Origin of the sequence: Aquabacterium fontiphilum (assembly GCF_009909205.1) — a bacterium.
Classification (GTDB): domain Bacteria; phylum Pseudomonadota; class Gammaproteobacteria; order Burkholderiales; family Burkholderiaceae_C; genus Aquabacterium; species Aquabacterium fontiphilum.
Window position 1 is genome coordinate 127,293 of the sequence record NZ_JAAAPN010000006.1, and the last position, 13,310, is coordinate 140,602.

The following is a 13,310-nucleotide window of genomic DNA, read 5'->3' on the forward strand; positions in this document are numbered from 1 at the left end:
ACCCGGCCCCGCCCTGCCCCGCAACCTCGTCTTCTCACCCGAAGCACTTGATGAGCCCTGACCCCATGAGCCACACCGAACGCACCCTGTACTCGCCCTTCCAACTGGGCCCCATCACCCTGGCCAACCGCATGGTGATGGCCCCGCTGACGCGCAACCGCGCCGAGCCCGGCAACGTGCCCGGCCCCATGACCATCGAGTACTACGCCCAACGCGCCAGCGTGGGCCTGATCATCGCCGAGGCCACCCAGGTGTCGGCCCAGGCCCAGGGCTACATCGCCACGCCGGGCCTGCACACGCCCGAGCAGATCGCCGGCTGGAAGAAGGTGACCGACGAGGTGCATGCCCGCGGCGGCAAGATCTTCGTGCAGCTGTGGCACACGGGCCGCATGTCGCACACGGCCTTCCAGCCCGGCGAGAAAGCCCCCGTGGCCCCGTCGGCGGTGCGCGCCAACGCCAAGACCTACATCCCCGGCGCCGGCTATGTGGACACGTCTGAGCCACGCGCGCTGGAACTCAGCGAAATCGCCGGCATCGTCGATGACTTCCGCACCGCGGCTCGCCACGCCATCGAGGCCGGCTTTGACGGTGTCGAGATCCACGGCGCTCACGGCTACCTGATCGACGCTTTCTTGCGCGACGGCTCCAACAAGCGCACCGATGCCTACGGTGGCTCGATCGAGAACCGCGCGCGCTTCCTGGTTGAGGTGATGACCGCCGTGGTGGGCGAGATTGGCGCCGATCGCACCGGCATCCGCCTCTCGCCCGTGTCGCCTGTCAACGACTCCAGCGAATCGCAGCCGCAGCCCCTGTTCGAGCACGTGGTGCGCGAGCTGGAGAAGCTGCACCCGGTCTACATCCACGTGGTGGAGGGCTTCACTGGCGGCCCGCGTGACAACGCCCCCTTCGACTACGCTGCGCTGCGCAAGCTCTACAGCGGCGTCTGGATGGTGAACAACGGCTACGACAAGGCCATGGCCGAAGCCGCGGTGGCCGGTGGCCACGCCGACCTGGTGTCCTTTGGTCGCCTGATGATCACCAACCCCGACCTGCCCCGCCGCTTCAAAGAAAACGCGCCCCTCAACGAGCTGTTCAAGGATGCGCCGCTGTATGGCGGTGTCGGCCCCCACGGCTACATCGATTACCCGGCGCTGCCCGCCTGAGAAGGCGCCGGTACCGGCGCCATCAACCCCACTCAGCTCAGTTCGTCAAACAGACCGAGCTGAGGGCTGGGTGACACCAAGGACGCTTCGGCGTCCTTTTTCATGCGGGTGCGCGACGCGCTCGCGCCACGCGCGCGCGCCGGCCGCGTGGTCGATGGCAGACCACTCTTGCGTGAGCCATGCCGTGCCTGTACGCCGTCGGCCTCCCGCTGCGCCTCGGGCTGACGCCGCACGGCGGCCAATCGGGCCTTGGCCTCGCGCACCGCGCTCACCGGATCCACGATGGGCGGGGGGTAGTGGCTGCCGATCACACAGCCCGCCGCACGCTGCCCGGCCAGTGACAGCCGCCAGGGCTCGGCCAGGTGCTCGGTGGGCACCCCCGCCAACTCAGGCACCCAGCGCCGGATGAACACCCCCTCGGGGTCGTGCTCTTGCGCCTGCTTGGTGGGCGAATACACCCGCATGGTGTTGATGCCCGTGGTGCCCGATTGCATCTGCATCTGGCTCCAGTGGATGCCGGGCTCGAAGTCGATGAACTGGCGCGCCAGGTGCAGCCCAGGCTCGCGCCAGTGCAGCCACAGCGGGTAGGCCGCCACCGACACCAGCATGGCCCGCATGCGAAAGTTCAGCCAGCCCGTGGCATTCAGGCTGCGCATGCAGGCATCCACCATCGGAAAACCCGTCTCCCCCCGGCACCAGGCCTCAAAGCGCGCACGGTCGAAGTCGGGCTCGCGCAGGCCGTCATACGCCCGCGCAAAGTTCCGCCACTCGATCTCGGGCTCGGATTCCAGCTTTTGCATGAAGTGGCAATGCCAGCGCAAGCGCGAGGCAAAGCCTTGCAGGTGGTAGGCCAGATCACGGTCGCCGGGCTCGTCTCGTGCTCGCAAGGCGGCGATGCGCGCCTCGGTGGCCTGGTGCACGCACCGCATCGAGATCGAGCCAAAACTCAGGTGGGCGCTCAAGCGGCTGCACCCGGCCTCGGCGGTCAGGGGGCTGGACAGGTGCTGCCGGTAGCCCCGGCTTCGGTGCAACAAGAAGCTGGCCAGATCGGCCCAGGCGGCGCGCTCGCCTGCGGGCAGCACAGGCACGTTGACGCGAGCCGTGGCCGGATGTCGCGCGGCCCAGCCCGGCACATGGGCAGCGGCCACGGACGCCAGCTCCGGCACACATTCAGGCGCAGCGCTGCCCAGCACGGCCCAGGCCACCCCCATCGGCGGACGCCAGCCATCCGGCATCGGCCACTCGGCGGCCGCCATGCGCGCCTCCCAGCGCGCGGCCCATCCGCTGCGCGCACGCAAGGCGCGGATCGCGCCCGTCTGCGCATGCTCCGTCCACACCACCGCCTGGCGGCGACACCAACGGGCCACCGCGCGGTCACGTTCATAGCTCCAGAACGGGCCGGTCTCTTCATGGCTGAGCAAGTCGGTGAAGGCCCATGCGCGGTGCACGGCCGCCAGCACATCGGTGGCCTCGCCCACACGCACCAGCAAGCGCAGGCCACGCCCGGCCAGGTCGGCCTGCAGTTCGGCCAGACAACGCTGCAGGTGGTGCAGATGACGCAGATCGAACTCGGGGCTTTCCAGCCAGGCCGGCTCCAACACGAACAGCGCCAAAGCCTCATCGGCATGCGCTGCCTGCGCCAGCGGCGCGTGGTCGCGCAGCCGCAGATCGCGTTTGAACCAGACCAGGGCACGTTGCATCATGACGGCATTGTCGGCAGCGCCGCCAGCACGTGGCCCAGCGCACAGACGTGCGGCGGGCATGACGCCTTTTTGTCCCCGTCGACAACCTCCTGGCGTTGCGCCGCTTGACGTCCTAACCCGTTGTGGTTATCTTGCGCACACAATGACAAGGCGCGTTGTCAGAATGCGCCACGAGGAGACACACATGCACCCAAGCCCCGCCGAGGATCGGCGCGACTGGGAGGTGATCGTGGTGGGCGCCGGTTTCGCGGGCATCGCAGCGGGCGTCAAACTGCGCGAAGCCGGCATCCTTGACTTCATCGTCCTGGAGAAGGCCGATGACGTCGGTGGCGTCTGGCGCGACAACACCTACCCGGGTTGCACCTGCGATGTGCCGTCCGCGCTGTACTCGTATTCCTTCGCGCCCAAGCCGGACTGGCAGCGCCTGTTTGCACCACAGGCCGAGATCCGCGCGTACCTGCAGGACATCGCCCGCCGCTTCCATGTGCGGCAACACACCCGCTTCCGGCACGAACTGCTGGCGGCCCGCTGGTCTGACGAAACCGCACGCTGGCAGTTGGAGACCTCACAAGGCGGCTTCACCGCCCGCTTTGTCATCCTGGCTTGCGGGCCCATGCACGAGCCCGTGGTCCCGGCCATTCCAGGACTCGCTGATTTCCCCGGTACGGTGTTCCACTCGTCTCAGTGGCGACACGATCACGACCTGCGCGGCCGCCGGGTGGCCGTGATCGGTACCGGGGCTTCTGCCATCCAGTTCGTGCCAGCCATCCAGCCCACCGTCGGACACCTGACGGTCTTCCAGCGCACGCCGCAATGGATCCTGCCCAAGCTCGACCTCGGCATCCCCCGAGCCGTGCAAGCGCTGTTCGAGCGGGTGCCGCTGATGCAGCGGCTGCTGCGAGACTCGGTCTATGGCACCTTCGAGGCGCTCAACGGCGGCATCCGCCATCCGGCCGTCATGAAGCAGTTGCAACGCCTGGCGCGTCACAACATTCACCGCAGCGTGCGCGATCCAGCCCTGCGCGCAGCACTCACGCCCGACTACATCGCCGGCTGCAAACGCATCCTGCAATCCAACAACTGGTATCCCGCGCTGGTTCAGCCCAACGTCACCCTGGTGCCGCACGGTGTGCAAGCCATCGAAGGCCACCGGGTCGTCGCCCAGGATGGCAGTCAGCACGAGGCAGACACCCTCATCCTGGGCACCGGCTTCGAGATCACGGCGCCGCCCATCGCACAGCGCATCCGGGGGCGCAGCGGCATCCCGGTGGCCCAGCGATGGGCCGGCAGTCCGGAAGGCTATCTGGGCACGATGGTCATGGACTGCCCGAACGCCTTTCTCATGTTCGGACCCAACCTGGCCGTCAGCTCATCTGCAGTCATCATCATCGAGGCGCAACTGGCCTATGTGGTGGACGCGCTGAAGCAGGCCAGAGCCCAGCGCGTGCGCAGCATCGACGTCGACCCGCATCGCCACCGCCGCTACAACGCACAACTGCAGGCCGCGCTCCAGCACACCGTCTGGAACACCGGCGGCTGCCAGAGCTATTACCTGGACGCCAACGGACGCAACAGCACTGCCTGGCCATGGACGACCTTCGAGATGCGCCGACGATTGAGCCGCTTTCGCATGAGCGAGTACGTCGTTCAGCACGAACCGACCTGACCGCCCCAGACCCTCTGCCGCGCTGTTGGCGCTTACCCACGCTCACCCGCACTCACCCGCTCCACCCTGTTCTTCCCTCCTCCCAGCGCCCCCCATGAGCCACCACCCTGCGTCCGCCACAACATCGCCGGATCGATCCGCCACCGGCCTCGACCAAGCCTTCACGCTGTCACGCGGCCTCACCATCAAGAACCGCCTGGTCAAATCCGCCCTGCACGAATCCATGGGCGACAAGCAGGGGCGCCCGCGTGAATGCCTGTTGCCGCTCTACCGCGCCTGGGCGGACGGCGGCATCGGCCTGAGCATCACCGGCAACGTCATGGTCGACCAGCGCGCACGCAGCGAGCCCGGCAACGTGGTGGTCGAAGACGAACGCCACCTCGACTTTCTCAAGCGCTGGGCGCAGGCAGGCTCACGCAACGGCACGGCGCTGTGGATGCAGATCAACCACCCCGGCAAGCAGGCCATGGTCGGCCTCAACAAGGAGACCGTCGCGCCCTCGGCCATCCCCTTCAAGGCCGACTTGGCCCCGTTCTTCGCCACCCCGCGCGAGATGACGGAAGCCGAGATCGAAGACGTGATCGCCCGGTTCGGCCGCACTGCGCGCATCGCCCAGGCAGCCGGCTTTGGCGGCGTGCAGATCCACGCGGCCCACGGCTACCTGATCAGCCAGTTCCTGTCGCCACACCACAACCGACGCACCGACGCGTGGGGCGGCAGCGCCGACAAGCGCCGCCGTTTCTTGATGGCCGTCTATCGCAGCATGCGCGAAGCTGTCGGGCCGGCGTTTCCGATCGGCATCAAGCTGAACTCGGCCGACTTCCAGCGGGGCGGCTTCAACGAGGCCGAGTCGATGGATGCCATCCTCGCCGTGGCCGAAGCCGGCATCGACATGGTCGAGATCTCGGGCGGCACCTACGAGGCGCCAGCCATGACCGGCTCGGAGGCCCCCGTCAAGGACAGCACCCGCCAGCGTGAGGCCTATTTCCTCGCCTTCGCCGAGCAGGTGCGTCGCCAGACCACGGTGCCGCTGATGGTCACGGGCGGCTTCCGTACTGTCGCCGGCATGCAGGCCGCCCTCGCCTCAGGCGACCTGGATTTCGTCGGCCTGGGCCGCCTGCTGTGCATCGACCCCGCCGTGCCGGAGCGCCTGCTGGCGGGACTGGACCCTCAGCATGCCGTCTCACCCCGCATCAGCGGCATTGGCTACATCGACCGCTCACGCATGATGGAAGTGATCTGGTACAGCCATCAACTCATGCGCATTGCGCGCACCGGAGAGGCCCGCCCTGACGAGTCCGTGCTCAAGGTGGCCCTGGGATACCTCGTGGGCAATTTCCTCAAGGGCGAGTTCGGCCTGCCCAAGTTCCGCGCCAGTTGAGGACCAGGTGAGCGCGAGGTGAGCGCCGGGTGAGCGCCTGAGGCCTCGCCACCTCGGTCAATCGCAGCGCTCGACCGCCACCGCCGTGGCCTCGCCCCCACCGATGCACAGGCTGGCCACGCCACGGCGCAGGCCGTGGTGGCGCAGCGCGCCCAACAGGGTCACCAGAATGCGGGCGCCTGACGCGCCGATGGGGTGCCCCAGGGCGCAGGCGCCGCCATGCACGTTCACGCGCTCGTGGGGCAACGACAGCGCCTTCATCGCGGCCAGGGCCACCACGGCAAACGCCTCGTTGATCTCCCACAGATCGACATCGGCCGTCGTCCAGCCCACACGGTCCAGCAGGCGCCGCATGGCACCCACGGGCGCCATGGTGAACCAGGCCGGGGCCTGCGCATGCGTGGCATGGCCGTGAATCACGGCCAACGGGGCCAGCCCGCGCACCTCGGCCTGCGAGCGGCGCATGAGCAGCAGCGCCGCAGCCCCGTCCGAGATGGACGAGGCATTGGCCGCGGTGACGGTGCCATCCGGCGCGAAGGCCGGCTTGAGGGTCGGGATGCGCTCAAGCTGGGCCTTCAAGGGCTGCTCGTCGTGCGTGACCTCGATGGGCCCGCCCCGGCCAGCCACGCTCACCGGCGCCACCTCCCAATCAAAACGCCCCTCGCGGATCGCCTGCTGGGCGCGCACGGTAGAGGCCACGGCGTAGTCGTCCTGCTGCGCCCGGCTGAAACCGTGGTGTCGCGCGCACTCTTCGGCAAACGTGCCCATCAGGCGCCCACGCGTCTGCGATCCGTAGGCGTCTTCCAAGCCATCCAGAAACATGTGGTCCAGCATCTGGCCGTGGCCCAGGCGCTGGCCGCTGCGCGCCTTGGGCAGCAGGTAGGGCGCATTGCTCATCGACTCCATGCCGCCAGCCAGGGCCCAGCCCATCGAGCCAGCCAGCAGCTGGTCGTGCGCCAGCATCACCGCCTTCATGCCCGAGCCACACACCTTGCTGACCCCTGTGCACGGCGTCCCCTCAGGCAGGCCTGCTTCCAAGGCCGCCTGGCGCGCAGGCGCCTGACCCAGACCGGCGGGCAGCACACAGCCCATCAGCACCTCGCCCTGCGCGGCCGATGCGTCATCGGGCCGCCAACCCGCACGGCCCAACGCGCCGCGCAAGGCCACGGCGCCCAAGGCTGGCGCGGTCAGCGACGACAGGCTGCCCTGAAAGCCGCCCATCGGCGTGCGCGCCGCCGACACCACCACCACGGGGTCTGTGTTGCGTTCCATGGTGCTCACCGTTGGGTGAAGACGGGCGGACGCTTGTCCAGGAAGGCCTGCATGCCTTCGCGCTGGTCCGCGGTGCCAAACAGCGAGTGGAACAGGTGGCGCTCGTAAGTCACCCCGTCGGACAGGCCCGTCTCGAACGCACGGTTCACCGCCGCCTTGGCCATCATCACGCTGGGGCCGCTCATGGCACAGATCACGATCGCGGCCTCCAGGGCCTCATCCAGCAGCCGATCGGCCGGCACCACGCGCGAGACCAGCCCACTGCGCTCGGCCTCGGCTGCGTCGATCATGCGCCCGGTCAGCACCAGATCCATGGCCTTGGCCTTGCCGATGGCGCGTGGCAGACGTTGCGTGCCGCCCGCACCAGGGATGACCCCCAACTTGATCTCCGGCTGGCCGAAGCGGGCCGTGTCGGCTGCGATGATCATGTCACACATCATTGCCAGCTCACAGCCGCCGCCCAGCGCAAAACCGGCCACCGCCGCGATCACCGGCTTGCGCACGCGGCGGATGGTCTCCCAGTTGTGCGTGACGAAGTCACCTTTGTAGGCATCCACGAAGCTCATCTGCGCCATGGCCGAGATGTCTGCGCCGGCCGCAAACGCCTTGGCGCTGCCTGTGATGACGATGCAGCCGATGTCCTCGTCGGCATCGAATGCCAGCAGCGCCTCGCCCAGCTCGTTCATCAACTGGTCGTTCAGGGCGTTGAGCGCCTTCGGGCGGTTCAGCGTGATCAGGCCGGTGCGGCGGTCCCCCTCGCCACGCACCTCGGTCAGGATGGTCTCGAAAGCCATGGGCTGCTCCTCTACGGTCAATCTGCAAAATCGCCGAGCGCGTCGTCCAGGTCGCCGCCTGTCGCTTCGGCCTCATCGCGACGCGCCCGCGCGTCCATTTCCGGGCGCCAGGCCCGCAGGTCTGCGGCCAGTGTCTCTACCGGTACCGGCGAGGCCAGTAGCCAACTGGGGGGCAACACGGTCGCAGCATAGGTCTCGGCAAACACGCTGCCCGTGGCCTGCTGGTTGAACCAGCCCCGCAACCCGACGCCCGCGATGAACAGCGTCGCGAGGCCCGCAGCCAGAGCAGCGCGGTGGCCTGGCTGCAACACGCACAGATGCGCCCATACCAGCCGGCACAGCACCGCCGCACCCACCCAGTCGGCCATGCGGGAAAGCACTGGCCACCCGAACATGAACGCCAGCGCTGGCAACGCCGCCACCACCGCACTCCAGACCAGACCATGGATCAACGCCAACCGCAGGTGCGCCGCATACTGCAGGCGTCCCTGGAACAGCTTGCTGCCCAGCGACCACAACAGCGTCCAACCCGCCACGACACCCGCCGTGATGAGCAGGCCAGACAGGTAGTCGCGCGCCGGCGTGCCGGGGTCCTGGTCGCGCCACATGTCCCAGAGCGTCCACAACAAGGTCAGCAGCGCCCAGGGCAACCAGCTGCGCCAGCCGGCCTGCCGCAGCACGGTCGCTTCAGCCACCGCGGCCTGCACCCCATGACGCCCCAATCGCCGCTCCGGTGCCACCGGATCCCCCGGCAAGCGCAACCGCAGACGCGTGTGGCCGAGACGCCAAACTGCGCCGGGCGGCAAGGGGCGCGACTCACCGGCCACGAGCGCCTTGGCCTCGATCAGGGCGCCATTGACCGTCTCGCCCACAGTGAGCACCGGGCCCGCCGCTTCCATGGTCAAGATGGCGTGCTCGGCCGCCGTGTAGGGATCATCCAGCCGAACATCGGCATCGAAAGCGCGACCAATCCGACACGGCCAGCTCTGCACAGGCCAGCTGTCCAACACCTGACCATGGGCATCAAGTTGCTCGATCAGCGCGACGGGGACGCGGTCCATCCAAACCCCTTGATGTACGACTCCGCCAGCTTCAGCGCATTGTCGAAGGCCACGCCCCGTGCGTCGAACCGCCCCAGCACCCCGCCGGTTGGGTCATCCAGCGTGAGCGCCAGCACCGACACGTCGTACAGGCCAGGCAGCTTGCGATAGGCGCTCATGCACACCACGGCGCGCAAGGGCAGCCCACCGCTGCGCACATAGCGCTCACTGCAGCGCGCCGCCGTACGGTGGCGTCCACCCGCGAACGCCTCGTTCGCAAAGCTGGCCGACACCTGCCGCGCATACCGCCACGGACCGAGGCTGCGGCCATCGTAGATCTCATGGCGCGTCGACAGCACGCCCGTCGACAGAAAGCCGCCGACGAACACGCCCTGGTTCATGCTGCATTCAGACCGCTCGAAACGCAGGCCTTTGGTTTCTGCGGGGCTGCTCTGCCCCCAGCAGCGCATGAACACCTCTTGCGGCACCGGCACACGGTAGCGCGGGTGCCCGCTGCTGCGCCAGGGCAAGGACAGAAAACGCTGCGTGAGTCCCGCCTGATAGACCGCCAGCTGTCGCCCGATCTCGGGATACAGCGAGGCCGTCACCGGCCTGGCCTGACGGGCCCGCACGAGCAACGCCTGTGCGCGTTCCGCCGGAACCAGAAAGCTCACCTGCTGTCCATCCAGCCGTGTGGCGACGTTCACCCCGATCACGCGCCCCTGGGCATCCAGCGCCGGCCCACCGCTCATGCCAGGGTTCAGCGAACCACTGAAAAAGATGCTCGGCACGTGGCTGCGCTCCACCATGCCGTTGTAAACGCCCTCGACCACCGCAAAGCCGACATCCAACGGGTGACCCAGCGAGTACAGATGCTCGCCCTGCTCCAACGGCTGCCCACCATCACGGAACGCCAACCCGACCGCGCCACGCCCCTGCGCGCCCTTGCTGGTGGCGCCTCCCGATGCGACGGGCCGCAGCACCGCCAGATCGTTGACCACGTCGACAGCCAGCAAGCGCAACTCGCCGTGACGCCCATCGACGCGGCTGAAGGTCAAGCGGAAACGATCCGGCTCCAGCGCCGCCTGGCTGACCACGTGGAAGTTGGTGACGACGTCGCCTCCGTCGGCAACCACAAAGCCCGAGCCGACCGAGGTCTGGCTGCCTTGCCCGACCAGCAGCGTGCGCACCTGGACGAGATCGGCCCGTACGCGCTCATACAGGCGTTGAGCGGTGGAAGACAGTGGTTGCGCCGGTGGCGCCGACAGCCCGGGATCCTGCAGGACGGGCGGGGGCCGCATGGCAGGTTCACCCGCGCGTGCCGCTTCGGTCTGCGCCTGCACCGTGGCAGCCTGCATCCCAACGAAGACGGTCACAGCCAGCGCCCACCGACGGGCTCGGGTCAGGTAGGAGCGAGGCGCACGCAGGCGGCCGATGAGCAGCATGCCCACATTCTAGGTGCGCGCCGGGATGCGCCGTGAATGGCGCACGATGTGTCTCAATCTGAGCCCAAAACAACAAAGGCCCGCAGCACGTGGCTGAGGGCCTTTGTCACCAATGACTTGGTTGCGGGGGCTGGATTTGAACCAACGACCTTTGGGTTATGAGCCCAACGAGCTACCAGACTGCTCCACCCCGCGGCAGAGAAAGAGATTATGGCACGTTTTGATTTATCGTGTCTACACCGTTGCGAAAAAATCTTTTGGTGTCCATCAACAACAAAGCCCGCGGCTCGCGCACGCGGGCTTGTGCAGCATGGGCCAGGCCCACGCAGCGACGTGCTTACTCGGCAGCGGCTTCGGCAGCAGCTTCTTCGGTGCGCTCGACCAGCTCCATGTAGGCCATGGGGGCGTTGTCGCCCACGCGGAAGCCCATCTTCAGGATGCGGGTGTAGCCGCCCGGACGCTGCGCGAAGCGCGGGCCCAGCACGGTGAACAGCTTGGTCACGTTGTCGCGGTTGCGCAGACGGGCAAACGCCAGACGGCGGTTGGCCACGCTGTCTTCCTTGGCCAGCGTGATCAGCGGCTCAACGACGCGACGCAGTTCCTTGGCCTTCGGCACGGTGGTCTTGATGGCCTCATGTTCCAACAGCGAGTTGGCCATGTTGCGCAGCATCGCCAGGCGGTGCGAAGTCGTGCGGTTCAGTTTACGGAGTCCGTGTCCGTGACGCATGGTGCTTTCCTTTCCATTTTAAAAACCGGCGGCCGTTTCAAGGTACCGCCGGGTGCACCGGACGCCCTCTGGGGCGTCCACCTTCAAAAAACTTCAGCGCTTGTCCAGGCCTTGGGGCGGCCAGGCTTCCAGACGGGAGCCCAGGGCCAGACCACGCGAGGCCAGCACTTCCTTGATCTCGTTGAGCGACTTGCGACCCAGGTTCGGGGTCTTGAGCAGTTCGGTCTCGGTACGCTGGATGAGGTCGCCGATGTAGTAGATGTTCTCGGCCTTGAGGCAGTTGGCCGAACGCACGGTGAGCTCGAGCTCGTCGACCGGGCGCAGCAGGATCGGGTCGAAGACCGGACCCGGTGCGGCGTAGTCGCCCGTGCCGCCACCCAGCGCGTCGGCAGGGCCTTCCAGCTGCGCGAACACAGCCAGTTGCTCGACCAGGATCTTCGCGGACATGCGGATCGCGTCCTCCGGCGAGATGGCGCCGTTGGTTTCGATCTCCATGACCAGCTTGTCCAGGTCGGTGCGCTGCTCCACGCGGGCGCTCTCGACGGTGTAGCTCACGCGCTTGACGGGCGAGAACGACGCGTCCAGCACGATACGGCCGATGGACTTGCTGCTCTCTTCGCCATAGCGACGCACGTTACCCGGCACATAACCACGGCCCTTCTCGACCTTGATCTGCATGTCGAGCTTGCCACCTTGCGACAGATGGGCAATGACGTGATCGCGGTTGACGATCTCGACGTCATGCGGCGTCTGGATGTCGGCAGCCGTGACCGGGCCCTCGCCATCCTTGCGCAGCACCAGCGTGACTTCGTCGCGGTTGTGCAGACGGAACACCACGCCCTTGAGGTTCAGCATGATGTGAACCACGTCTTCCTGCACGCCATCGATGGCCGAGTACTCGTGCAGCACGCCGGCGATCGTGACTTCCGTCGGCGCGAAACCCACCATCGACGACAGCAGCACGCGACGCAGCGCGTTGCCCAGCGTGTGACCATAGCCCCGCTCGAACGGCTCGAGCGTGACCTTGGCGCGGTGACCGCCGAGCGGCTCCACTTGGATGGCTTTGGGTTTCAGCAAATTGGTTTGCATGAGGTCTTCCTGTCAATACCCTCGGCTCGTTACACCGATAAGGCTGCTGGACCAACCGGAACCACACTGGCTCCGGCCCTGAAAATCTGAATGCGGAAACGAGCAAGCGCGCACCGGCACCAGGCCAGCACGCGCCATGCGCGAACCGATCAACGCGAATACAGTTCGACGATCAGCGATTCGTTGATGTCGGAGCCGAACTCGTCGCGGTCAGGCGACTTCTTGAACGTGCCTTCCAGCTTGGCACCGTCCACTTGCACCCAGCTCGGCAGACCGATGGACTCGGCCAGCTTGAATGCTTCCTGCACGCGGGCCTGCTTCTTGGCCTTGTCGCGCACCGACACCACGTCACCCGACTTCACCAGGTACGACGGAATGTTCACGACTTCGCCGTTGACGACCACACCCTTGTGGCTCACCAACTGACGGGCTTCAGCGCGCGTCGAGGCAAAACCCATGCGGTACACCACGTTGTCCAGGCGCGATTCCAGCAGCAGCAGCAGGTTCAGGCCGGTGCTGCCCTTGCGGCGCTCGGCTTCAGCGAAGTAGCGGCGGAATTGCTTTTCCAGCACGCCGTACATGCGCTTGACCTTCTGCTTTTCACGCAGTTGCAGGCCGAAGTCAGAGGTGCGCGAGCCGGAGGTGCGACCGTGCTGGCCCGGCTTGGTGTCGAACTTGGCCTTGTCGCTGATGGGGCGACGGGCGCTCTTGAGGAACAGGTCGGTGCCTTCGCGGCGGGCCAGTTTGGCCTTGGGTCCGAGGTAACGTGCCACGTTTCGTGTCCTTGTATGTCTGACGTCAGGGTCGCCTCGATGCGACCAGCCGACGCGAGTCTGCCAATACGGTTCGGCAAACAGTGGGCTTCAACAGATGTCGCCGCACGCGGGCCACAGACCCGCAGTCAGGCGACCACGACAAAACTCGCCATTGTACAGCGAGTTTTCAATCGAAAACCAAAACGGCTTTCGACAAAGCGAACACCCCGCCGACCGAACAGGCCAGCGAGGCGTGAGGCTTGCGATGCCAGCAG

At 67.1% G+C, this 13,310-nt stretch carries 11 protein-coding genes and 1 tRNA gene; 3 read left to right on the top strand and 9 right to left on the bottom strand.

Annotation, left to right across the window (positions count from 1 at the left end; all coding sequences use genetic code 11):
• The first annotated feature begins 65 nt into the window (after nt 1-65).
• Nucleotides 66-1,163, top strand: a complete 1,098-nt coding sequence (locus tag GTZ97_RS08735) for an alkene reductase (RefSeq protein ID WP_161650200.1) — start codon at nt 66-68, stop codon at nt 1,161-1,163.
• A gap of 32 nt (nt 1,164-1,195) precedes the next feature.
• On the opposite strand, the gene GTZ97_RS08740 is transcribed toward GTZ97_RS08735, so the two are convergent.
• Complete coding sequence (locus GTZ97_RS08740; protein ID WP_161650201.1) at nt 1,196-2,866, bottom strand: cryptochrome/deoxyribodipyrimidine photo-lyase family protein; 1,671 nt, start codon at nt 2,864-2,866, stop codon at nt 1,196-1,198.
• 184 nt (nt 2,867-3,050) lie between these two features.
• Between GTZ97_RS08740 and GTZ97_RS08745 the strand changes: the two genes are divergently transcribed.
• Both GTZ97_RS08745 and GTZ97_RS08750 read left to right on the top strand, forming a co-directional pair.
• Nucleotides 3,051-4,532: a flavin-containing monooxygenase gene (locus tag GTZ97_RS08745; RefSeq protein WP_161650202.1), complete on the top strand. Its 1,482-nt coding sequence runs from the start codon at nt 3,051-3,053 to the stop codon at nt 4,530-4,532.
• Between the two features lie 94 nt (nt 4,533-4,626).
• On the top strand, nt 4,627-5,913 hold the full coding sequence (locus GTZ97_RS08750) for an NADH:flavin oxidoreductase/NADH oxidase family protein (protein WP_161650203.1): 1,287 nt from the start codon (nt 4,627-4,629) through the stop codon (nt 5,911-5,913).
• A 57-nt stretch (nt 5,914-5,970) separates the two neighbouring features.
• Here the strand turns inward: GTZ97_RS08750 and GTZ97_RS08755 are convergent, their stop codons facing one another.
• From GTZ97_RS08755 to rpsD, 8 genes are all read right to left on the bottom strand, one after another.
• Complete coding sequence (locus GTZ97_RS08755) at nt 5,971-7,185, bottom strand: acetyl-CoA C-acyltransferase (protein ID WP_161650204.1); 1,215 nt, start codon at nt 7,183-7,185, stop codon at nt 5,971-5,973.
• A 5-nt stretch (nt 7,186-7,190) separates the two neighbouring features.
• Nucleotides 7,191-7,979: an enoyl-CoA hydratase gene (locus tag GTZ97_RS08760; RefSeq protein WP_161650205.1), complete on the bottom strand. Its 789-nt coding sequence runs from the start codon at nt 7,977-7,979 to the stop codon at nt 7,191-7,193.
• A gap of 17 nt (nt 7,980-7,996) precedes the next feature.
• Nucleotides 7,997-9,040 carry an FHA domain-containing protein gene (locus tag GTZ97_RS08765; RefSeq protein ID WP_161650206.1) on the bottom strand — a complete coding sequence of 348 codons (1,044 nt, stop codon included), beginning with the start codon at nt 9,038-9,040 and terminating at the stop codon, nt 7,997-7,999.
• Nucleotides 9,016-10,464, bottom strand: coding sequence for a S1 family peptidase (locus GTZ97_RS08770; protein WP_161650207.1), 1,449 nt, complete (start codon nt 10,462-10,464; stop codon nt 9,016-9,018). The genes GTZ97_RS08765 and GTZ97_RS08770 overlap by 25 nt, the downstream gene beginning before the upstream one ends.
• Before the next feature lie 118 nt (nt 10,465-10,582).
• Nucleotides 10,583-10,659, bottom strand: a tRNA-Met gene (locus GTZ97_RS08775).
• Nucleotides 10,660-10,801: 142 nt separating this feature from the next.
• The gene (rplQ, locus tag GTZ97_RS08780) at nt 10,802-11,191 is read right to left on the bottom strand and encodes a 50S ribosomal protein L17 (protein ID WP_161650208.1); all 390 of its coding nucleotides are present in this window, start codon (nt 11,189-11,191) and stop codon (nt 10,802-10,804) included.
• A gap of 93 nt (nt 11,192-11,284) precedes the next feature.
• Complete coding sequence (locus GTZ97_RS08785; RefSeq protein WP_161650209.1) at nt 11,285-12,280, bottom strand: DNA-directed RNA polymerase subunit alpha; 996 nt, start codon at nt 12,278-12,280, stop codon at nt 11,285-11,287.
• A 149-nt stretch (nt 12,281-12,429) separates the two neighbouring features.
• Entirely contained in the window at nt 12,430-13,053 is a 624-nt protein-coding gene (gene rpsD, locus GTZ97_RS08790; protein WP_161650210.1) for a 30S ribosomal protein S4, read from the bottom strand.
• Nucleotides 13,054-13,310: the final 257 nt, after the last annotated feature.

Coding starts and splice junctions, on each gene's coding strand:
- GTZ97_RS08735 (WP_161650200.1), top strand. CDS start 66: ATGAGCCACACCGAACGCACCCTGTACTCGCCCTTCCAACTGGGCCCC.
- GTZ97_RS08740 (WP_161650201.1), bottom strand. CDS start 2,866: ATGATGCAACGTGCCCTGGTCTGGTTCAAACGCGATCTGCGGCTGCGC.
- GTZ97_RS08745 (WP_161650202.1), top strand. CDS start 3,051: ATGCACCCAAGCCCCGCCGAGGATCGGCGCGACTGGGAGGTGATCGTG.
- GTZ97_RS08750 (WP_161650203.1), top strand. CDS start 4,627: ATGAGCCACCACCCTGCGTCCGCCACAACATCGCCGGATCGATCCGCC.
- GTZ97_RS08755 (WP_161650204.1), bottom strand. CDS start 7,185: ATGGAACGCAACACAGACCCCGTGGTGGTGGTGTCGGCGGCGCGCACG.
- GTZ97_RS08760 (WP_161650205.1), bottom strand. CDS start 7,979: ATGGCTTTCGAGACCATCCTGACCGAGGTGCGTGGCGAGGGGGACCGC.
- GTZ97_RS08765 (WP_161650206.1), bottom strand. CDS start 9,040: ATGGACCGCGTCCCCGTCGCGCTGATCGAGCAACTTGATGCCCATGGT.
- GTZ97_RS08770 (WP_161650207.1), bottom strand. CDS start 10,464: ATGCTGCTCATCGGCCGCCTGCGTGCGCCTCGCTCCTACCTGACCCGA.
- rplQ (WP_161650208.1), bottom strand. CDS start 11,191: ATGCGTCACGGACACGGACTCCGTAAACTGAACCGCACGACTTCGCAC.
- GTZ97_RS08785 (WP_161650209.1), bottom strand. CDS start 12,280: ATGCAAACCAATTTGCTGAAACCCAAAGCCATCCAAGTGGAGCCGCTC.